Source organism: Azospirillum thermophilum, assembly GCF_003130795.1.
GTDB classification, from domain to species: Bacteria; Pseudomonadota; Alphaproteobacteria; order Azospirillales; family Azospirillaceae; genus Azospirillum; species Azospirillum thermophilum.
Genome location: NZ_CP029353.1, coordinates 1950068 through 1969157, shown reverse-complemented (window position 1 = coordinate 1969157; position 19090 = coordinate 1950068). Strand labels below are relative to the sequence as shown.

The 19090-nt window shown below is 71.1% G+C and carries 22 protein-coding genes and 1 other RNA gene; 10 read left to right on the top strand and 13 right to left on the bottom strand.

Annotated elements, in window-relative coordinates:
* The first annotated feature begins 110 nt into the window (after window positions 1–110).
* Window positions 111–1052, top strand: coding sequence for an NAD(+) diphosphatase (nudC, locus tag DEW08_RS15620; RefSeq protein WP_109328641.1), 942 nt, complete (start codon window positions 111–113; stop codon window positions 1050–1052).
* Window positions 1053–1134: 82 nt separating this feature from the next.
* On the opposite strand, the gene DEW08_RS15615 is transcribed toward nudC, so the two are convergent.
* The 3 genes from DEW08_RS15615 to DEW08_RS15605 all read right to left on the bottom strand — a co-directional run bounded on the left by DEW08_RS15615 (window position 1135) and on the right by DEW08_RS15605 (window position 3394).
* Window positions 1135–1443 (bottom strand): hypothetical protein, encoded by a 309-nt coding sequence (locus tag DEW08_RS15615; protein ID WP_109328639.1) that lies wholly within the window; start codon window positions 1441–1443, stop codon window positions 1135–1137.
* 284 nt (window positions 1444–1727) lie between these two features.
* Window positions 1728–2591, bottom strand: coding sequence for a prephenate dehydratase (locus DEW08_RS15610; RefSeq protein WP_109328637.1), 864 nt, complete (start codon window positions 2589–2591; stop codon window positions 1728–1730).
* A gap of 38 nt (window positions 2592–2629) precedes the next feature.
* The gene (locus tag DEW08_RS15605) at window positions 2630–3394 is read right to left on the bottom strand and encodes a 3-deoxy-manno-octulosonate cytidylyltransferase (protein WP_109328635.1); all 765 of its coding nucleotides are present in this window, start codon (window positions 3392–3394) and stop codon (window positions 2630–2632) included.
* 222 nt (window positions 3395–3616) lie between these two features.
* Here DEW08_RS15605 and DEW08_RS15600 point away from each other — a divergent pair, with 222 nt between their 5' ends.
* Window positions 3617–4156 (top strand): c-type cytochrome, encoded by a 540-nt coding sequence (locus DEW08_RS15600; RefSeq protein ID WP_109328633.1) that lies wholly within the window; start codon window positions 3617–3619, stop codon window positions 4154–4156.
* Between the two features lie 98 nt (window positions 4157–4254).
* Here the strand turns inward: DEW08_RS15600 and recR are convergent, their stop codons facing one another.
* From recR to DEW08_RS15575, 6 genes are all read right to left on the bottom strand, one after another.
* Window positions 4255–4848 (bottom strand): recombination mediator RecR, encoded by a 594-nt coding sequence (gene recR / locus DEW08_RS15595; protein ID WP_109328630.1) that lies wholly within the window; start codon window positions 4846–4848, stop codon window positions 4255–4257.
* Window positions 4849–4944: 96 nt separating this feature from the next.
* Window positions 4945–5268, bottom strand: coding sequence for a YbaB/EbfC family nucleoid-associated protein (locus DEW08_RS15590; RefSeq protein WP_109328628.1), 324 nt, complete (start codon window positions 5266–5268; stop codon window positions 4945–4947).
* Window positions 5269–5271: 3 nt separating this feature from the next.
* Window positions 5272–7164 (bottom strand): DNA polymerase III subunit gamma/tau, encoded by a 1893-nt coding sequence (locus DEW08_RS15585; protein WP_109328626.1) that lies wholly within the window; start codon window positions 7162–7164, stop codon window positions 5272–5274.
* A gap of 131 nt (window positions 7165–7295) precedes the next feature.
* Window positions 7296–7393: signal recognition particle sRNA small type (gene ffs, locus DEW08_RS15580), an RNA gene on the bottom strand.
* 315 nt (window positions 7394–7708) lie between these two features.
* Window positions 7709–8053 (bottom strand): helix-turn-helix transcriptional regulator, encoded by a 345-nt coding sequence (locus tag DEW08_RS32440; RefSeq protein WP_245986312.1) that lies wholly within the window; start codon window positions 8051–8053, stop codon window positions 7709–7711.
* A complete protein-coding gene (locus DEW08_RS15575) occupies window positions 7942–8535 on the bottom strand; it encodes an AraC family ligand binding domain-containing protein (RefSeq protein ID WP_245986310.1) in 594 nt (197 codons plus the stop codon). Before DEW08_RS15575 ends, DEW08_RS32440 begins: the two co-directional genes overlap by 112 nt.
* A 113-nt stretch (window positions 8536–8648) precedes the next feature.
* Between DEW08_RS15575 and DEW08_RS15570 the strand changes: the two genes are divergently transcribed.
* Entirely contained in the window at window positions 8649–9878 is a 1230-nt protein-coding gene (locus DEW08_RS15570; RefSeq protein WP_109328624.1) for an MFS transporter, read from the top strand.
* A gap of 62 nt (window positions 9879–9940) precedes the next feature.
* Here DEW08_RS15570 and DEW08_RS15565 read toward each other — a convergent pair whose 3' ends face one another.
* Window positions 9941–11137 carry a phosphoglycerate kinase gene (locus tag DEW08_RS15565; RefSeq protein ID WP_109328622.1) on the bottom strand — a complete coding sequence of 399 codons (1197 nt, stop codon included), beginning with the start codon at window positions 11135–11137 and terminating at the stop codon, window positions 9941–9943.
* Window positions 11138–11440: 303 nt separating this feature from the next.
* Between DEW08_RS15565 and DEW08_RS15560 the strand changes: the two genes are divergently transcribed.
* Window positions 11441–13045 (top strand): CYTH and CHAD domain-containing protein, encoded by a 1605-nt coding sequence (locus DEW08_RS15560; protein WP_109328620.1) that lies wholly within the window; start codon window positions 11441–11443, stop codon window positions 13043–13045.
* An 11-nt stretch (window positions 13046–13056) separates the two neighbouring features.
* Window positions 13057–13680: a ParA family protein gene (locus tag DEW08_RS15555; RefSeq protein WP_109328618.1), complete on the top strand. Its 624-nt coding sequence runs from the start codon at window positions 13057–13059 to the stop codon at window positions 13678–13680.
* A 7-nt stretch (window positions 13681–13687) separates the two neighbouring features.
* On the opposite strand, the gene DEW08_RS15550 is transcribed toward DEW08_RS15555, so the two are convergent.
* The 3 genes from DEW08_RS15550 to DEW08_RS15540 all read right to left on the bottom strand — a co-directional run bounded on the left by DEW08_RS15550 (window position 13688) and on the right by DEW08_RS15540 (window position 15177).
* Window positions 13688–14458 (bottom strand): methyltransferase domain-containing protein, encoded by a 771-nt coding sequence (locus tag DEW08_RS15550; RefSeq protein WP_109328616.1) that lies wholly within the window; start codon window positions 14456–14458, stop codon window positions 13688–13690.
* A 93-nt stretch (window positions 14459–14551) separates the two neighbouring features.
* Window positions 14552–14755, bottom strand: coding sequence for a hypothetical protein (locus tag DEW08_RS15545; RefSeq protein WP_109328614.1), 204 nt, complete (start codon window positions 14753–14755; stop codon window positions 14552–14554).
* A 263-nt stretch (window positions 14756–15018) separates the two neighbouring features.
* A complete protein-coding gene (locus tag DEW08_RS15540; RefSeq protein WP_109328611.1) occupies window positions 15019–15177 on the bottom strand; it encodes an entericidin A/B family lipoprotein in 159 nt (52 codons plus the stop codon).
* 37 nt (window positions 15178–15214) lie between these two features.
* Between DEW08_RS15540 and DEW08_RS15535 the strand changes: the two genes are divergently transcribed.
* The 5 genes from DEW08_RS15535 (at window position 15215) to DEW08_RS15520 (ending at window position 19008) form a co-directional block, all read left to right on the top strand.
* Entirely contained in the window at window positions 15215–15631 is a 417-nt protein-coding gene (locus tag DEW08_RS15535; RefSeq protein ID WP_109328609.1) for a Uma2 family endonuclease, read from the top strand.
* Between the two features lie 157 nt (window positions 15632–15788).
* Entirely contained in the window at window positions 15789–17189 is a 1401-nt protein-coding gene (gene lpdA, locus DEW08_RS15530) for a dihydrolipoyl dehydrogenase (protein WP_109328607.1), read from the top strand.
* A gap of 273 nt (window positions 17190–17462) precedes the next feature.
* On the top strand, window positions 17463–18062 hold the full coding sequence (locus DEW08_RS15525) for a sigma-70 family RNA polymerase sigma factor (RefSeq protein WP_245986308.1): 600 nt from the start codon (window positions 17463–17465) through the stop codon (window positions 18060–18062).
* On the top strand, window positions 18059–18544 hold the full coding sequence (locus DEW08_RS31220; protein WP_168220374.1) for a hypothetical protein: 486 nt from the start codon (window positions 18059–18061) through the stop codon (window positions 18542–18544). The genes DEW08_RS15525 and DEW08_RS31220 overlap by 4 nt, the downstream gene beginning before the upstream one ends.
* Window positions 18541–19008 (top strand): periplasmic heavy metal sensor, encoded by a 468-nt coding sequence (locus DEW08_RS15520; RefSeq protein ID WP_168220373.1) that lies wholly within the window; start codon window positions 18541–18543, stop codon window positions 19006–19008. Before DEW08_RS31220 ends, DEW08_RS15520 begins: the two co-directional genes overlap by 4 nt.
* Window positions 19009–19090 lie beyond the last annotated feature (82 nt).

The following is a 19090-nucleotide window of genomic DNA, read 5'->3' as shown; positions in this document are numbered from 1 at the left end:
CATGTGCGTGGTCGCGGCAAGCGCCAAAGACAGGGGGCCGGCCGGCGCAGAGGGCTGGCTTGAGAGAGAAGGGCTTTGCGGGTGCCAGGGGTTGTGGCAGCCTCCTCGCCATGAAGACCCCCATCTCCGGCCACGACCGGCCCAACACCTACGCCGCCATCCCGATCGACCGCGCCTCCCTGCGGCGCAAGGACGAGGACTGGCTGACGCAGGCCTGGCTGTCGCCCGCCGCCCGCGTCCTGCCGCTGTTCCACAGCAGGAGCTTCATCGCCGGCCCGGCCGAGGCGCCGCGGGCCGTCTTCCTGAAGGGCGGCGGCGATCTCGGCGCCGTGCCGATCTTCCTGGGGTTGATGGACGGCGGCCCGATGGATGGCGCACCGGTCTTCGCCGTGGACCTGTCGCCGGTCGACTCGCCGGAGGACCTGCCGGATCTGACCGGCCTCGGCCGGTTCGAGGATCTGCGTACGGTCGGTCCGCTGATGCCGGCGGACGAGGCGGGTCTCTGCGCCTACGCCCGCGGCATGGCCTGGTGGAACACCCGCCACCGCTTCTGCGGCGTCTGCGGCTCTCCCGCCGCCAGCGCGGAAGGCGGCCATGTCCGGCTCTGCACCAACCCCGATTGCGGAGCCCATCACTTCCCGCGCACCGATCCGGCGGTGATCATGCTGGTCCATGACGGCGGCGACCGCCTGCTGCTCGGCCGCCAGTCCAAATGGGCGCCGGGCATGCACTCGGTCCTGGCCGGCTTTCTGGAACCGGGGGAGAGCCTGGAGGACGCCGTCGCGCGCGAGGTGATGGAGGAGGTCGGGCTGCCCGTCACCGACATCCGCTATCACTCCTCGCAGCCCTGGCCCTTCCCGTCCTCGCTGATGCTCGGCTTCACCGCGCGGGCGACCAGCCTCGACATCACCGTTGATCGGGACGAGCTGGACAGCGCCCAGTGGTTCAGCCGTGACTTCCTGCGCACGGCGAAACCCAGCGACGCGTTCCGCCTCGCCCGCAGCGACTCGATCGCCCACCGCCTGATCTCCGACTGGATCGCGGCCGGCTGAAATGGATCAGAAAACAAACCGGGGCGAAGAGCCCCGGCTATTGGAAGGATCATTACGGGGACAGGCGCCGGCCGGCGCCGGATCAGTGCCGGTCCAGCGGAGCCGTGTTGCGTACCGGCGACCGCCGCCGGTCGAACGTGTTCGGATGACGCGTGCAGGTCTCGTGATACAGCGTCATCAGTTCGGGGACGCGGGCCGGCTCGCGCCGGTTGGCGGCGCACAGATTGTCCCACACCATCTGCCGGACCGCCGCGTCGCCCCACGGCTCGCTCAGCAGGGTCGCCCCCTTCTCGAGCGCCGCGGTGAACGCCAGCCGTTCATGCTTGGCGATCTGGAAGACCTCGTCCTGTTCAAGGTTTGCGAGGCCCAGGCAATCTTCCATGGTAAGCATGGCAACCTCCATCCGTTGGTGCCATGGCTGTCGATGGAGGCGGTCGCTACGGACCATCCGTCGGGACTGCGCCTCCGATCAGGCCGCCCTGGTGCCGGCCGTTGTCGTGGCCTTGTGATTAATTAACAATATAGCAACATTTTATCCGCCGGCCCAGGCGGGAGTCGGGGAATCTACCCCTTTCGCGCAGGCCTGCGTCCGAATGCCGCGGGTGCGTCCGACAATATTGCCGCACCGGCGAAAAGATCCGGTGCGCCGCAATAAAGGCTGGGGACAAGACCGGCTCAGTCTTCGCCGATGCGCTGGCTTTCCTGATAGCGGAACGGGTCGGCCGGATAGACACCGAGGATTTTTACTTCACGGGCGAAGAAATCGAGTTCTTCCAGGGCAAGGCGCAGCGGGCGTTCGTCCGGGTGGCCCTCGACGTCGGCATAGAACTGGGTGGAGGTGAAGCGGCCGCCCAGCATGTAGCTTTCCAGCTTCGTCATGTTGACGCCGTTGGTGGCGAAACCGCCCAGCGCCTTGTACAGCGCCGCCGGGACGCTGCGGACGCGGAAGACGAAGGTGGTGATCACCTTGCCGCCGACCGGCGGCATTCTGGGCTGGCGCGCCATGATCAGGAAGCGGGTGGTGTTGTGTTCCGCGTCCTCGATGCCGCCGCGCAGGATGTCCAGCCCATAGATCTCCGCAGCCAGCGACGAGGCGATGGCCGCGTGCTGCGGATCGTTGATCTGGGCGATCTCCGCCGCGGCGCCGGCCGTGTCGGCGTGGGTGATGGCCTCCAGCCCCAGCTCACGGATCACCGTCTGGCACTGCGACAGAGCCTGCAGGTGGCTGCGCACCGTCCTGATGCTGTCCAGCGTGGCGCCGCGCGGCGCCAGCAGCTGGTGGTTCACCCGCTGGAAATGCTCGCCGATGATGTGCAGCCCGCCCTCGGGCAGAAGCTTGTGGTTGTCCGCGACGCGGCCGGCGATGGAGTTCTCGACCGGGATCATCGCCAGTTCGGCGCGGCCGTCGCGCACGGCCGCAAAGGCGTCCTCGAACGTCCGGCAGGGCAGGGTCTTCATCTCCGGCAGGGCCGTGCGGCAGGCCAGGTCGGAGTAGGCACCGGGGAAGCCCTGGAAGGCGATGACGGTCGAGGTCGGCATGGCGGGCGGACTCTGGCGCGGGGGTTGCGGGGCGGGCGTTACGGCGACGGGCGGCGGGCCAGCAGGGTGCGGGCGCGCTCCAGGTCCGCGGGAGTATCGACACCCAACGGAACCGCGTCAACGACTGCGGCATCGATGCGCATGCCGAAGGCCAGCGCGCGGAGCTGCTCCAGCTTCTCGCGCTGCTCCAGCATCGACGGCGGCAGCCGGACGAAGCGTTCCAGCGCCTCGCGGCGATAGGCGTAGAGCCCGATGTGGTGGAACAGCGGCCCATCGCCCCAGGGGGCGGTGGCGCGGGTGAAGTACAGCGCCCGTCCGCGCCGCCCGTCCGGCGGCAGTTCCAGCACCGCCTTGACCACGTTGGGGTCGGTGCGTTCCTCCTCCCGCGTGATGGCGACGACCAGGGTCGCAATGTCGACCTTGGGGTCGGACAGCGGGGCGAAGGCGGTGCGCACCACCTCCGGTTCTACGGTCGGCAGGTCGCCCTGCACGTTGACCACCGCGTCGTAATGGCCGTCCGGGTCGAGCAGGCTGACCGCCTCGAAGATGCGGTCGGAGCCCGAGGGATGGTCCGGCCGGGTCATCACCGCCTTGCCGCCGGCGGCCTCGACCGCGCGGGCGATCTCCGGCTCGGCGCAGGCGACCACCACCGGCCCGATGTCGGCTTCGACGGCGCGGCGCCAGACATGGACGATCATCGGCTCGCCCAGGATGTCGGCCAGCGGCTTGCCGGGCAGGCGGGTGGAGGCCATCCGCGCCGGGATGACCACGATGGGGTTGGACGGCGGCGGGATATTGGTCATGGCGTCTCCTGCGCTCCCGGCTTCGATCGCGGATGGCGCGGGTGAACCACGGATGTGCCGGCCCCGTCAAGAGCTGCGGCGGCCTGCAACGGTCCGCGTTCCGCGGCCCGGCCGATGACAAGCGGGATGTCACAGGGTATGGTGCGGGAAAGCGCGCGGCCGGCGGACGGCGTCCGGGCCGGCGGGCAAACCCAGGGAACGTTCGAGGGGGTAGAGGCTCACATGAGCATGGAGTGGAACAAGATCTTCGGTGCCGTGCTGCTGGCGGGTCTGATCGCCATGCTGACCGGTTTCGCGGCCCAGGTGCTGGTTCGTCCGCACAAGCTCGAGAAGAGCGCCTATGTGGTCGCCACTCCGGAAGGCCAAGCCAAGCCTGCCGACACCGCCGGCGCCCCGGCCGGACCCGCTCCGATCGGCCCGCTGCTCGCCAAGGCCGATCCGGCCGCCGGCCAGACGGCCGCGAAGGCCTGTGCCGCCTGCCACAGCTTCGACAAGGGCGGCGCCAACAAGGTGGGGCCGAACCTCTACGGCATCGTCGGCAACCACAAGGGCCACCTGCAGGGCTTCGCCTATTCCGACGCGCTGGTGAAGACCGGCGGTGAGTGGACGTATGACGAGCTGAACAAGTTCCTCTACGACCCGAAGGGCTATGCGCCCGGCACCAAGATGACCTTTGCCGGCCTGAAGAAGGACCAGGAGCGGGCGAACGTCATCGCCTACCTGCGCTCGCTGGCCGACAGCCCGCAGCCGCTGCCCCAGTAAGGCCGCGGCATCCCGGTTCCGGCCGCAAAAGGCCCCGTCCTCCGCAGGGAGGGCGGGGCCTTTTTGCGTGCCGCCGGCGGTCCCGGCGGCGGCCGGGGTCAGAGCGGGCGCCTGGCCTTCAGCGCGGCGGTCAGGGTGCCGTCGTCGAGATAGTCCAGCTCGCCGCCCACCGGAACGCCATGGGCGAGGCGGGAGACCGAGACCTCCGTCCCGGCCAGCCGGTCGGTTACGACATGGGCGGTCGTCTGGCCGTCCACCGTGGCGTTCAGCGCCAGGATGACCTCGCGGACCGCCGGATCCCTGGCCCGTTCGACCAGCCCGGCGATGTTGAGGTCGTCGGGGCCGACTCCGTGCAGCGCCGACAGCGTGCCGCCCAGTACATGGTAGAGCCCGCGGAAGGCCCGCGTCCTCTCCAGCGCCCACAGGTCGCCGGCGTCCTCCACCACGCAGATGACGGAATGGTCGCGGCTGTGGTCGCTGCAGACGGTGCAGGGGTCGCGGCTGTCGAGGTTGCCGCAGACCGAGCAGGCCCGGATCGACTCCCCGGCCAGCGCCATCGCCTCCGACAGCGGCACCAGCAGGCTGTCCCGCCGCTTCATCAGGTGCAGCGCGGCACGCCGCGCCGACCGCGGCCCCAGCCCCGGCAGCTTCGCCAGGAGCTGGATCAGCCGTTCGATTTCAGGTCCGATCATGGCCTTCAGGATAGGTGTTGCGCGATCCCGTCACCTCCGCCGACACCTCCGCGGGCACCCCGGCGGATGGCGGAGGCGACGGGAGCGGCGTCATGCTCAGAACGGCAGCTTGAAGCCCGGCGGCAGGCTCAGCCCGCCCATCAGCTTCTGGGTTTCCTCGGCGACCTGCCGCTCGACCTTCGACTTGGCGTCGTTGAAGGCGGCGACGATCAGGTCCTCCAGCACCTCGACGTCCTCGGGATCGACGACGGCCTTGTCGAGCTTCACCTTCTTCAGCTCGCCCTTGCCGTTCACCGTCACGTTGACCATGCCGGCGCCGCTCTGCCCGGAGACCTCGACCTCGGCGAGCCGGGCCTGCATCTCCTGCATCTTGGCCTGCATCTGCTGGGCCTGCTTCATCATCGCGCCGATATTCTTCATGGGTCAGTACTCTCCTTCGTCATCGAGCGGGTAATAGACCCCGTCGTCCTGCTGCTGAACGATAAGGTCGGGGCTCTCGCCGTCATCGGCAACCGCCGGATCGCTCTCGGCGGCGGCGGCGAGGTCGCGGACCTCGGAAATCCTGGCGCCGGGGAAGGTCTCCAGCACCGCGCGGACCAGCGGATGGGCCTCCGCCTCGGCATAGGCGCGCCGGGTGGCGGCGCGCTCCTGCTCGGCGAGGGTGGGCTGGCCGGCGGCCTCCGACAGGGCGACCACCCAGCGCTGCCCGGTCCATTCGGTCAGGAACTGCCCGACCCGGTTCGCCAGGTTCGGCGGCGCCGACGGCTCCAGCCGCAGCTCCAGCCGCCCCGGCTCCATCCGGACCAGATGGACGCTGCCGACGAGGTGGCCGTAGAGCGCCCCTTCGCGCTTGTCCGAGAAGATCTGGGTCAGCGCCTTGAAGTCGCGCGGCATCGCCACGCGCTCCTCCTCCGGCGCCGTGCCGGCGGCGACGGCCGGAGCCTTGGCCGGATCGGCCGCCATGCGGGCCTGGGCGGCGGGTGCCGCCTGCGGCACCGCCTGCATCGGCCGGGCGACCGCCTGGGCGCCGCCGCCTGCGATCGCGACGGGACCACCGCCGGGGCCGCCGCCGCGCGGACCGGAGCCCCCGCTGCCGCCGGCGGACTGCATGGCCTGGACCTGGCGGATCAGCTCGCCGGGGGTCGGCAGGTCGGCGGCGTAGGACAGGCGGACGATCACCATCTCCAGCGCCTGCTGCGGCACCGGGGCGGCCTGCACCTCGCCCAGCCCCTTCAGGAGGAGCTGCCACGCCCGCGTCAGCGCCGGCATGCCGAGCCGGCCGGACAGGGTGGCCCCGCGTGTGCGTTCCGCCTCCGGCAGGGAGGGATCGCTGGCGCTGTCGGGGACCACCTTCAGCCGGGTCAGGTTGTGGACGAGGTCCAGCAGGTCCTGCAGGATCACCACGGGATCGGCGCCGACCCGGTGCAGGTCGGCCAGGATGTCCATCGCCTCCGCCGGGCGGGCGGAGACGGCGGCCTCGAACAGGTCGATCACCCGCGTGCGGTCGGCCAGCCCCAGCATGTCGCGGACCTGCTGCGCCGTCACGGTCCCGTTGGCGAGCGCGATCGCCTGGTCGAGCAGCGACAGCCCGTCGCGCACCGACCCGTCGGCCGCCCGCGCGATCAGCGCCGCCGCGTCCGCTTCGATGGCGGCACCTTCCTGCCCGGTCACGCGGGTGAAATGGTCCTTCAGCACCTGGGCGTCGACCCGCCGCAGGTCGAAGCGCTGGCAGCGCGACAGCACCGTCACCGGGACCTTGCGGATCTCGGTGGTGGCGAAGACGAACTTCACATGGCTCGGCGGCTCCTCCAGCGTCTTCAGGAGCGCGTTGAACGCGCTCTTGGAGAGCATGTGGACCTCGTCGATGATGTAGAGCTTGAAGCGCGCCGACACCGGGGCATAACGCACGCCGTCGATGATCTCGCGGATGTCGTCCACGCCGGTGTGGCTGGCGGCGTCCATCTCCATCACGTCGACATGCCGGTCCTCGGCGATGGCGCGGCAGTTGTCGCACACGCCGCAGGGGCTGACGGTCGGCCCGCCGGTGCCGTCCGGCCCGGTGCAGTTCAGCGCGCGGGCGATGATGCGGGCGGTGGTGGTCTTGCCGACGCCGCGCACGCCGGTCAGCATGAAGGCCTGCGCGATGCGGCCGGACTGGATGGCGTTGGTGAGGGTGCGGACCAGGGCGTCCTGGCCGATCAGCTCGTCGAAGGTCTTCGGGCGATACTTGCGCGCCAGCACCCGGTAGGCCAGCCCCGACTGCGGAGCGGCCTGAACGCTATTCTGTGCTGGATCGAGAACGGACGTATCGGTCACGCGACTGGCCCCGGGAACGACGGTAAGACGGCATGAAAGTGAGCGGCTTCGAAAGTGGGGCGCAGAATAGCGTCCCGTCGACGCGCTGTCGCCGTTTCAATGCGCTTAGAACCATGCGGCGGGGGGAGAGGGTGGGAGACTGGACGAACGACCCGAGCCGGAACTCGTTACGGCTGCTTCCTTCCGGACCTGACCGGGTTGGCGAGGGACTCGTCCGACGCCAGTCTCCCGCCGCTGTTATGGGGGTCGCGCCGCCGGATGCAAGGCTATTCCGTAACGGAGCCGTCACCAGGGGTGGTCCGGGTGGAGTCCGGGATTGTGCCATTGTGCAGAGCGTTTTCGCCGCACAATGGGTGTCATCGCTGTTTTTCCGTTTCGTCTCAACGACTTGACCGGAGTCGTCTGCACACGTCCATTGTGCATCCACTGCACAACGGAACGGGGTGGGTCAGGCCCTTCACGCGGGACGGACGATTCACGCAGGACGGGCGAGGGGCGTCGATGGCGGGAACAGTACCGGCTGGCCCGGATCACGGCAAGGCCGTCAGGAAACGGAGCGCAGTGCTTCCCGACCGACCTCCTCCCGTCCCTCCGTTGCGAAATAGTCGCGCGGCGTCGCCCCCAGGGTCCGGCGGAACATGGCGGTGAAGGCGCTGGCGCTGTCGTAGCCGGCGGCCAGCGCCACCCGCGCCACCGGCTCGCCCAGCGCCAGCCGGGCGACCGCCTCGGCCAGCCGGGCCTGCTGGCGCCACGCCCCGAAGGTCAGGCCGGTCTCCTTCAGGAACAGGCGGGCGAGCGTGCGGCCGCTGGCCCCGGCCCGCTCGGCCCAGTCCTCCAGCGTCTCGTCGCGGGCGGGATCGTCGAGCAGGGCGCGGCAGAGCGAGAGCAACCGCGGGTCGCGGGGCAGGGGAAGGCGCAGGGGACCGGCTCGGCCCGTTCCAACTCGCTGACGATCAGACCGGCGATCATGCCGGCCCGCGAGGTCGGCGGCAGTTCGGGGTCGCTGTCCTCCTCCATCGCCGCCAGGATCAGCGCCCGCAGCAGCGGCGTCACCTCGACGACGCGGCAGCAGTCGCCGGGCATGAAGGGGGCGGCGCCCGGCCGCAGGAACAGGGTGCGCATCGACACCGGCCCGGTCATCGCCAGCGCATGCTCCGTCCCCGGCGGGATCCAGACCGCGCGCAGCGGCGGGACGATCCAGGCGCCGGCCGCGGTGGTCACGCGCATGGTGCCGCTGGTGGCGAACAGAAGCTGGGCGCGGGCATGGCTGTGCCACGCGACCCGGGCGCCGTGCGCATAATCCTTGGCGATCGCCAGGATGGGGTGGGGCAGATGCTCGACCTCGCAAGGGCGGGCGTTGGGCGCGCGCATGGGAACCGTCCGGGGTGGATGTCCGTTTCGCGACGAAACTTGACCGGACATATCCTAGCGGACGCTTCTACCCTGTCCACCGTCATCCACGTCGACAGGGAAGGAGCAGTCCGATGCCGACCGCAGCGGGCCCCCGGGCGAGGCGGGTCATCGCCTTCGTCAACGCCGGCCATTTCATGGACCATCTGCTGATGCTGGTCTTCCCCACCGCCGTCCTCGGCATGGTGGGGGAGGCCGGGGACGGCTTCGGCCTGTCCTACGGCGAGCTTCTCCCCCTCTCGCTCGGCGGCTTCATCGCCTTCGGCGCCGGCTCGATCCCGGCGGGCTGGCTCGGCGACCTGTGGAGCCGGCGGAACATGATGGTGGTGTTCTTCCTCGGCATGGGAGGGGCGTCGGTGCTGACCGGCTTCGCCCCCACCCCCGCCTGGCTGGCCGTGGGCATGACCGGCATCGGGCTGTTCGGCGCCATCTACCACCCGGTCGGCACGGCGCTGCTGACCGCGCACGCCCGGAGGATCGGGCGGGAGATCGGCGTCAACGGCGTCTGGGGCAATCTCGGCATCGCCGTCGCGGCGCTGGCGACCGGGGCGCTGACCCAGTGGCTCGGCTGGCGCGCCGCCTTCGTGGCGCCGGGGGTGCTGTGCATGGCGATGGGGCTGGCGATGCCGGCGCTGGTCCCGGACGAGCCGGCGGTCCGCAAGGCCGGTGCCGCGGCCACCGCCGCCATCCCGCGCGCCGTGGTGGTGCGCGCCTTCGCGGTGCTGGCCGTCACCACGGTCTTCGGCAGCCTGGTCTTCAATGCCGCCGTCATCGCCCTGCCCAAGCTGTTCGACGAGCGGGTGGGGGCACTGGCCGCCACGCCGCTGGGGATCGGGGCGCTGCTGTGCGGGGTCTATGTGATCGGCGCCACCTCGCAGCTCATCGTCGGGCGGCTGGTCGACCGCCACACGCTGCGCCGCATCTTCATCCCGCTGTCCCTGCTGCAGGCCCCCTGTCTGGCGCTGGCGGCGACGGCCGAGAACTGGGGGCTGGTCGCGGTGGCGGTGGCGGCGATGTTCGCCATCTTCGGACAGGTCACCATCAACGACACGATGGTCGCCAGATACACCGACCAGCACTGGCGGGCGCGGGCCTATGCCATCCGCTATCTGGTATCCTTCGCGGCGAGCGCCGCGGCGGTGCCGCTGGTGGCCGGGCTGCACGAGCGCACGGGCGGCTTCACCCTGGTCTTCCTGGTGCTGGCGGGCGGCGGGGCCGCGATCTTCCTCTCCGCACTCGCCTTCCCGCACCGGCCGGACGAGGTGGCGCCGCAGGCGGCGCCGGCGGTGGCAGCCGCGGAGTAGGCCGGAACGACAAAGGGGAGGCCGCGAGGCCTCCCCCTCCGCCGTTCCGGACCGGCCGGCTCTTACTTCTTCTTCAGTGCGGCGACGCCCGGCAGTTCCTTGCCTTCCAGCCACTCCAGGAAGGCGCCGCCGGCAGCGGAGATATAGGTGAACTTCTCCTCGACGCCGGCATGGGCCAGCGCCGCCACCGTGTCGCCGCCGCCGGCGACCGACAGCAGGCCGTTCGACGCGGTGCGGGCGGCGACGAGGCCGGCCACGGCGTTGGTGCCGGCGTCGAAGGGCTGGATCTCGAAGGCGCCGAGCGGGCCGTTCCACACCACCGTCCTGGCGCCCTGCAGCTTCAGGCCGAGGAACTCGACCGTCGCCGGGCCGACGTCCAGCGCCATCTCGTCGGCGCCGATGGCGTCGGCGGCGACCACGCGGTTGGCGGCACCCGCCTTGAACTCCTTGGCGACCACGAAGTCCTTCGGCAGCAGCAGCTCGCAGTTGGCGGCCCTGGCCGTCTCCATGATGGCGCGGGCCTGGTCGGCCATGTCCTTCTCGCACAGCGAGGCGCCGACATCGACGCCCTGCGCGAAGAGGAAGGTGTTGGCCATGCCGCCGCCGAGCGCCAGCATGTCGACCTTGCGGACGAGGTTGCCCAGCAGGTCGAGCTTGGTGGAGATCTTGGCGCCGCCGACCACGGCGGCGACCGGCCGCTCCGGCTTCTCCAGCGCCTTGGTCAGCGCCTCCAGCTCGGCCTGCATCAGGCGGCCGGCGGCCGACGGCAGGTGGCGGGCGACGCCCTCGGTCGAGGCGTGGGCGCGGTGGGCGGCCGAGAAGGCGTCGTTGACGTAGAGGTCGCCGAGCTCCGCCATCTGCTTGGCGAAGGCCGGGTCGTTCTTCTCTTCCTCGGCGTGGAAGCGGGTGTTCTCCAGCAGGATGATGTCGCCGGCCTTGGCGGCGGCGATGGCGTCCTTGGCCGGCTGGCCGACGCAGTCCTCGGCGAAGGCGACGGTCTGGCCGACGGCGGCGCCGAGGTCGCCCAGCACGTTGCGCAGCGAGTTCTTGGCATCCGGCCCGTTCTTGGGACGGCCGAAGTGCGACAGGACGACGACCTTGGCGCCCTTCTTCGCCAGCTCCGTCAGCGTCGGCGCCAGACGGACGATGCGGGTGGTGTCCGACACCTTGCCGTCCTGCATCGGGACGTTCAGGTCGGCGCGAACCAGCACGGTCTTGCCGCTCACGTCGAGGTCGTCGATGGTGTTGAAATCGCTCATGGCCCCAGAGTCCCCAAAGGTAAGAGAGGATTTTGGCGCGCAGCCAAGCACAGAGGCCCCGGCTTTGCAACGACTCCAAACGAAGTGGGCATGGTGTCGCAGGGGGTGGCGGCGCCGGTCAGCCGGGGGAACAAGCGGGCGGCCGTCCTGTTGCGGAGCGGCCGGTGCCGCGACCGCGGGGACCACAATCCCAGGTGTTGACTTGATACCGTAACTTGACCCCCTTCGAGGGGCTATGCAACACCGGCCGCTGGTCGCATGTTAACGGGCATGCAGCTTGAACGGGGGCTTGAGGCGCAGGCGATGGCTGAAGCGGACACCAATCGTGAAACGGAACTGAAACTGGCCGTTCGCGCCGAGGATTTCGCCGCCCTTCGCTCTTCCCGGGCGGTGACGTCGCGCGCCAGGGAGGCGGGCAGCCGCAAGCTGCTGGAGAGCACCTATTTCGACAGCGACGACCTGCGCCTGTCGAGGCGCGGCGTGACCGTGCGGGTGCGCAAGGCCGGCGACCGCCACCTGCTGACGGTGAAGACGGCGCCGGAGGCCGACGGGCTCGGCCGCGGCGAGTGGGAGTATCCGCTGCCCGGCTCCGGCCTCGACCTCTCGGTCATCGCCGACGGCGAGGCGCAGGCCCTGCTGGGCGCGGTCGGGGCGGGCGACCTGAAGCCGGTCTTCACCACGGTCGTCGAGCGCGAGGCGGTCGAGGTGACGGTGGGCGAGGGCGACGCCGCCAGCCGGATCGAGATCGCCTTCGACAGCGGCGACATCCGGCTGCCGGACGGCCGGTCGGTCCCGGTGTCGGAGGTGGAGCTGGAACTGCTGGCCGGCAGCGCCGCCGCGCTCTACCGGCTCGCCCAGGAGCTTGCCGAGGCGGCGCCGGTCCGGCTGGAGGCGCGGACCAAGGCGGCGCGCGGCTTCGCGCTGGCCGCCGGGCAGGGGGACATGGTGGTGAAGGCCGACAAGCTGGCTCTGGAGCCCGAGACGACGGTGGAGGGCGCGCTCGCCCGCATCGTCCATTCCTGCCTCAACCACCTCGTCGCCAACGAGGCGGTCTCGGTCGCCGGCGAGGATCCGGAGGGCATCCACCAGATGCGCGTGGCGCTGCGCCGCCTGCGCTCGGCCATCGCGCTGTTCCGGCCCTTCGTGCCGACCGACCAGTATCTCTGGCTGGTGGGCGAGATCAAGTGGCTGGCCGGCAACCTGGGGCCGGCGCGCGACTGGGACGTCTTCCTGACCGAGCTGCTGGCCCCGGTGCGCGACGCCTTCCGGCAGGCCAACGGCCACGGCCGTTCGGCGGTCGCCGACATCGAGGCGCTGGCGGCCGCGGCGGAGGCCCGGCGCCAGCAGGCCTACGAGACCGCGCGGGAGGCCATCCGCTCGCCGCGCTACACCGGCTTCCTGCTCGGGCTCGGCGCCTGGGTGGAGCGGCGCGGCTGGCGCGACCAGCCGGTCAGCGAGAACGCCATCCGCCTGTTCGGCCCGGTGACCGACCTTGCCGACCATCTGCTCGACAAGCGGCACAAGAAGGCGCGGCGCGCCGGCCACGGCTTCGAGGAACTGTCGGTCAACGACCGCCACCAGCTCCGCATCGCGCTGAAGAAGCTGCGCTATGCGACGGAGTTCTTCCGCAGCCTCTATGACGAGAAGCCGGCCAAGCGCTACATCCAGCAGCTCTCGGCCTTCCAGGACGCGCTGGGCCACCTGAACGACGTGGCGACGGCGACGCGCCTGCTGCACGACCTGCATGCCGACGGCAGCCGGTCGGCGCCGGGCGAGCCGCGGGCGGCCGGCCTCGTCATCGGCTGGCATGCGCGCGGCGTCGTCGATGCCGAGGCCTCGCTGGTCGGGCTGTGGCATGATTTCCTGGAGACCAAACGCTTCTGGTCGAAGCGGGAAGCCGTGGGCTAGACTGCCCCATCATGCTCACGATCCTCGTCGCCAACATCAAGGGCGGGTGTGGCAAGACCACCATCGCCACCAATCTGGCTGCGGCCTCCGCCTGCGCAGGCCGCGCGACCGTGCTGGCCGACGTGGACCGCCAGCGCTCCTCGCTGGGCTGGCTCGGCCGGCGGCCGGACACGCTGCCGGCCCTGGTCGGGCTGGACTGGTCGAAGGACATCGGCGATGCGCCGCGCGGCACGCAGCGGCTGGTGATCGACGCCCCGGCGGCGCTGAAGACCAGGCAGATCGAGGATCTGGTGAAGATGGCGGACGTGGTCGTCCTGCCTGTGCTTCCCGGCGCCTTCGACGAGCAGGCGACGCAGCGCTTCCTCGGCAAGCTGGAGGAGCTGAAGTCGATCGCGAAGAACCGCAAGGCGGTCGCCGTGGTCGGCAACCGGCTGCGCGCGCGGACCAGGGCGGCCGACCGGCTCGACCAGTTCCTCGGCGGGATCGGCCACCGGGTGGTGACGCGGCTGCGCGACAGCCAGATCTATGCGGACGCCGCCGCCACCGGCCTCAGCCTGTTCGACATGCCGGGCAAGCGGGCGTCGGAGCATCGCGGCGACTGGGCGCCGCTGCTGGACTATATCGACCGGACCTGACCCGCGCCTATCCGGCGATCCGGGCGACGACGAACAGCCGCCGCGACGGCATCAGGACGGTGCCGTCGCAGCGCTGGGGGAAGGCCTCCTCCAGCCGGCGGGCATAGTCGGCCAGGAAGCGGTCGAGCGCCGTTCCCGACAGCGCCTCCATCACCGGGGCGAGCATGTCGGGGTTCACCCGCTGCTGGAGCGGGATGTCGGCGCTGACCGGCGTCAGATACTCGGCCTGCCACAGCTCGATCCGTGCGGCGAGCGGCCTCAGCCAGTCGTAGTAGTCGCCGGGGGCATGGGCGGGCGCCGGGCGCAGCAGCCCCTCCAGCCGTTCCGCCCAGGGGTCGCGGCGCGCCGCCTGGAGAAGCAGGCGGTAGGGGGCCTCCTCCTCCGTCCGCGGCAGGACGAGGGCGAGCGTGCCGCCGGGCGCCAGCCGCTGCAGCAGCTCGGGCAGCAGCCGGGGATGCTCCCCGGGGTCGGCGGGGCCGCCGTCGCAGACGATGAGGTCCACGGGATGGGCCGGGCGCCAGTCGGCAAGGGCCGCCTGTTCGTAGCGCACCCGCGACGGCGTGGCGGCGGCCCAGCGCAGCATCGCTTCGCACGGGTCCACGCCCAGCACCGCGGCCTCCGGCCACGTCGCGGCGAGCCGGCGGGCCAGATGGCCGTCGCCGCAGCGCAGGACGACGATGGTACGGGGATGGAGGGCGGACAGCGCCGCCAGAAGGTCGGACACCGGCCGGTCGCGGCCGGTGTCGCGGTCATCGTCGCGTTTGGGGTCCCATGCCATGGCGGCACCCCTTTCTTCGTCTTGGCACGGGGACCAGGGCGGACTGCCTGCCCCCGTGACTGCGCACCCGTTCCGGATTCGGACGCCGGGCTCCTACTTGTGCTGGTGCGCGAGCATGGCGTCGCGGCGGTCGTAGTAGCGGCCGACGCTCATGAAAATGAAGACGATGCAGGCGAGGAAGACGATCAGCCCGCCGTAGTAGAACGCCCCGTCCGCCGCGCGGGAGGAGGCCAGCAGTCCGAGGAAGGCGACGATCCCCGCGAGGATGGGGTTGATCCAGTTCACAATGCTCTTCACGCGTCAGGTCCTTGCTCGAAAGGCCGGGTGCACGGAGCCGGCCCGGATGGAGGTCTGGAATCGATTTTGCGAAGCGGCGGCGGCCGAATCAATGCGGCACGAATGAGTTTACTTCGCAACCGGTGCAGCCAATTGTCGCAGGCAACCGCGGAGCGAACAAGGGCTTCGTGAAGGAGCCGGGCGAGAGGCGCCGGGCATGAAACGGAACCGGCCCGGCGCAGGGGCCGGGCCGGTTGCACATCGCGGGACGGGTCGGCCGCTGCTTACATCTTCTTCTGCACGCTGTCGGCCGAGCGCTCCACCGCGCGGCCGCCGGCCTGGACGTCCTGACCGGCGCCCTCGATGGTGTTGCAGGCGCTCAGCGTGGTGCCGAGCAGCGTGCCGGCGATGGCGAACAGCGCGATCTTCCTGAGGGTTCGCATGATGTGTGTCTCCCGGTTGCGATGACCTTGTCGTCGCCTGGAACAACGCAAGCGGAACCTTGGTTGTTTCCCGACCCGATCGGGCGGGGGGCTGCGCAAAGGGGGTGCCCTTCGCAAGACGGGCGCTCTCGCGGGGTTCCTGTCCGAAGCCGGCATCCGGCTGCACGTCGACCCGATCCACAATTGCCGCGTCGCCGACCTCGCGGTGACCTGCGAGCCCTTCGACCCGGAGGCCCTCTACACCACCGCTCCGGTCCTGCTGGTCGAGATCCTGTCGCCGACCGAGGAGAAGGCGCAGCGGGCGAAGCTGCACGCCTATGCCGCCATGCCGTCGGTGCGGGAGATCCTGTTCCCCGACTCGCGGGCCGTCCGGGCCGAGCTGCACCGCCGCGACGCCGACGGCCGGTGGCCGGAGGCGCCGCTGGCGGAGCTGTACGGCGACCTGCGGCTGTGAGCCGGGGCATCCGGCACCTTCCTTTCCGGTAGCCCTGTCGAGACGAAGTGTCCCGTTGCCAGCCGGCGGAAGCGCGGGCATAAATCGCCGCGCGGCCCTCCCCGCTGGACGGGACGGCTTTTGGCAACGAGCAAGACAGGCGGAAGGAAAGCCCCTCATGGCTGAAAGCACTTACGACGTCGTCGTCATCGGCGGCGGCCCCGGCGGGTATGTCTGCGCGATCCGTGCGGCCCAGCTTGGTTTCAAGGTGGCCTGCGTCGAGAAGCGCGCGGCTCTCGGCGGGACCTGCCTCAATGTCGGCTGCATCCCCTCCAAGGCGCTGCTCTCGGCGTCGGAGAAGTTCGAGGAGGCCAAGCACGGCCTCGGCAAGTTCGGCATCAAGGTCGGCGGCGTCGAGCTCGACCTGCCGGGGATGCTTGCCCACAAGGACAAGGTCGTCAAGGAGAACACCGGCGGCATCGAGTTCCTGTTCAAGAAGAACAAGATCGCCTGGCTGAAGGGTGCCGGCCGGATCACCGCGCCGAACACCGTCGAGGTCGAGGGCGTGGGCACCGTCACCGCCGGCAAGGCCATCGTGATCGCCACCGGGTCGGAGGTGACCCCGCTGCCCGGCATCACCATCGACGAGAAGAAGATCGTCTCCTCCACCGGCGCGCTGGAGCTGCCGGAGGTGCCCAAGCGCCTCGTCGTCATCGGCGGCGGCGTGATCGGGCTGGAGCTGGGGTCGGTCTGGGGCCGCCTGGGCGCCCAGGTGACGGTGATCGAGTTCCTCGACCGCATCCTGCCGACGATGGACGGCGAGCTGTCCAAGCAGGCGCAGCGCGTCTTCGCCAAGCAGGGCATGACCTTCAAGCTGTCCTCCAAGGTCACCGCGGCCAACGTCACCGACGCCGGCGTCGCCCTGACGGTCGAGCCCGCCGCCGGCGGCGCCGCCGAGACGGTCGAGGCCGACGTGGTGCTGGTCGCCATCGGCCGCCGCGCCTTCACCCAGGGGCTGGGCCTCGACGCGGTGGGCGTGGAGATGGACAACCGCGGCCGGGTCAAGATCGGCAAGCATTTCGAGACCAACGTTCCGGGCATCTACGCCATCGGCGACGTGGTCGAAGGCCCGATGCTGGCCCACAAGGCCGAGGAGGAGGGCGTGGCGCTGGCCGAGCTGCTGGCCGGCCAGGCGGGCCACGTCAACCACGACCTCGTCCCCGGCGTCGTCTACACCTGGCCGGAAGTGGCCGCGGTCGGCAAGACCGAGGAGGAGCTGAAGGCCGCGGGCGTCGCCTACAAGGCCGGCAAGTTCCCCTTCACCGCCAACGGCCGCGCCCGGGCCATGGGCTCCACCGACGGCTTCGTCAAGATCCTCGCCGACGCCGCCACCGACAAGGTGCTGGGCGTCCACATGATCGGCCCGAACGTGTCGGAGATGGTGGCCGAGCTGGCGCTGGCCATGGAGTTCAGCGCCTCGGCCGAGGACATCGCCCGCACCTGCCACGCCCACCCGACCCTGTCGGAGGTGACGAAGGAAGCGGCGCTGGCGGTGGACGGCCGCGCCCTGCACATCTGACGCGGGGCACCCGCCCCCCTGCCGCGGTTCCGACCGCAGGAGAAGCGCCGGCCGGCAGGGCCGGCGCTTTTCTTTTGCGCGCCCGGAAAAAATTGCCGGGTGGCGCGCAGGAGGGGGCGGGGCGGCATCGTAGAAGGCGGGACGACGGGGGATCGGGGACGGAGGACCGGGGGAGTGGGGCGACGGCCCGCTTCCCGGCGGTCGATGGAGGCGGGCATTCGGTCGAGAATGGTCGGGGCGCGGCCGGAGTTGGGCCAGCCGGAGTTGGAGGGGTTGGACGACGACGCGCTGATGGCGGAGATCGCCGGGGGCTGCCGTCCCGCCTTCGAGCTGCTGTGCCGGCGTCACTTGAAACGGAGCCTCGGGGTCGCCCAGCGCGTCCTGGGATCGCCCCAGGATGCGGAGGAGGTGGTGCAGGACGCGCTCCTGCAACTGTGGGAGCATGCCGACCGCTGGCGCGGCGGCGAGGCCAAGGTCTCGACCTGGCTCTACCGCGTCGTGCTGAACCGCAGCCTGGACTACCGCCGCCGCCGGAGCTTCGCCCCGCTGGAGGATGCCGGGGACATCCCGAGCGGCCAGCCGGACGCCGAGGCCCTGGTGGAGGAACGGCAGCTCGCCGCCTGCGTCGAGGAGGCGATCGCCGGCCTGCCGGACCGCCAGCGGGCGGCGCTGAGCCTCTGCTATTATGGCGAGCTGTCCTGTGCCGAGGCGGCGGCGAGCCTGCAGGTGTCGGTCTCGGCCATGGAGAGCCTTCTGGTCCGGGCGCGGCGGATGGTGCGGGCGCGCCTTGCCGGACTGACGGGCGCCAGCCCGACGGGCATGGCCCCGGCCGGGAAGGACCCGGGCGGAGCGGGAGAGGGAGGCAGGTCATGAACATCGAGCGGTTCCAGCATCTGGCCGAGGCCTACGGCGCCGAGATCGACCGCTGGCCGGAGACGGAACGGGCGGCGGCCCGCGGCCTGCTCGCCCGGTCGGACGAGGCCCGCCACGCCCTGGCCCAGGCCCGCATCCTCGACGCCTTCCTGTCGCTCGGCGAGCCGAAGGTCGGCGACGCGCAGCTGGACCGGGTGATGGCCTCGCTGTCGGACCGGCTGGACCGGCGGACGGGCGCTCCGCCGCCGATCCGCCTGCCGGGCGGCGCCCCGGCTGCCGTCCGGCCCGCCGCCCGCGCCGGTGCATGGTGGCAGGCCGCCGCCTTCCTGGCCGCCATGGGCGTGCTGGGCGTGGCGGCCGGCGATCTCGGCCTGATCGGCGGCGCGACCGGTGGCGGCGCCTCCCGTGCCGACACGGCGCAGAGCGACGGCATCGCCGCGCTGGTCGACCATACCTCCTATCTTCAGACGTGGATCCGATGACCCCGCCGACCCGAAGCCGCTGGCTGTTCCTCGCCCTGCTCGCCTCCCTCGGGGCCAACATGTTCCTCGCCGGCTACCTGCTGGGCGCCCGCCCGCCCTTCGGCCCGCCGCCCGGCCCGCCCAACCCGCTGCGCCTGCTGGAGCATATGGCCGAGCAGCTGCCGCCGGACGACGCCAGCCTGCTGCACGCGGCCGTCGAGAGCAACCGGCCGGAGCTGGACGAGCTGGGCCGCCGCCACCGCGAGTTCCCCGACCGCGTGCGGGCCGTCCTGCGGGCGGACCCCTTCGACCCGCAGGCGCTCGCCCGCCTGTTCGAGGAGCAGGACCGCCGCGAGGCCCAGGTCCGCGAGCGCTTCCAGTCCGTCCTGATCAAGGTGGCCGCGGCCATGTCGCCGGAAGGCCGCCGGCGGATCGCCGGGTTCCGCCCGGAAGACCACCCGCCGCCGCCCGGCCGCGACCGTTAAGGGGCGGATCGGAAAAAAATCGACGGACCCGTCCCGGAGGCGCGCAGGAGGCCGCCGTCTCCCCTCGTCCAAGGGGATGCCG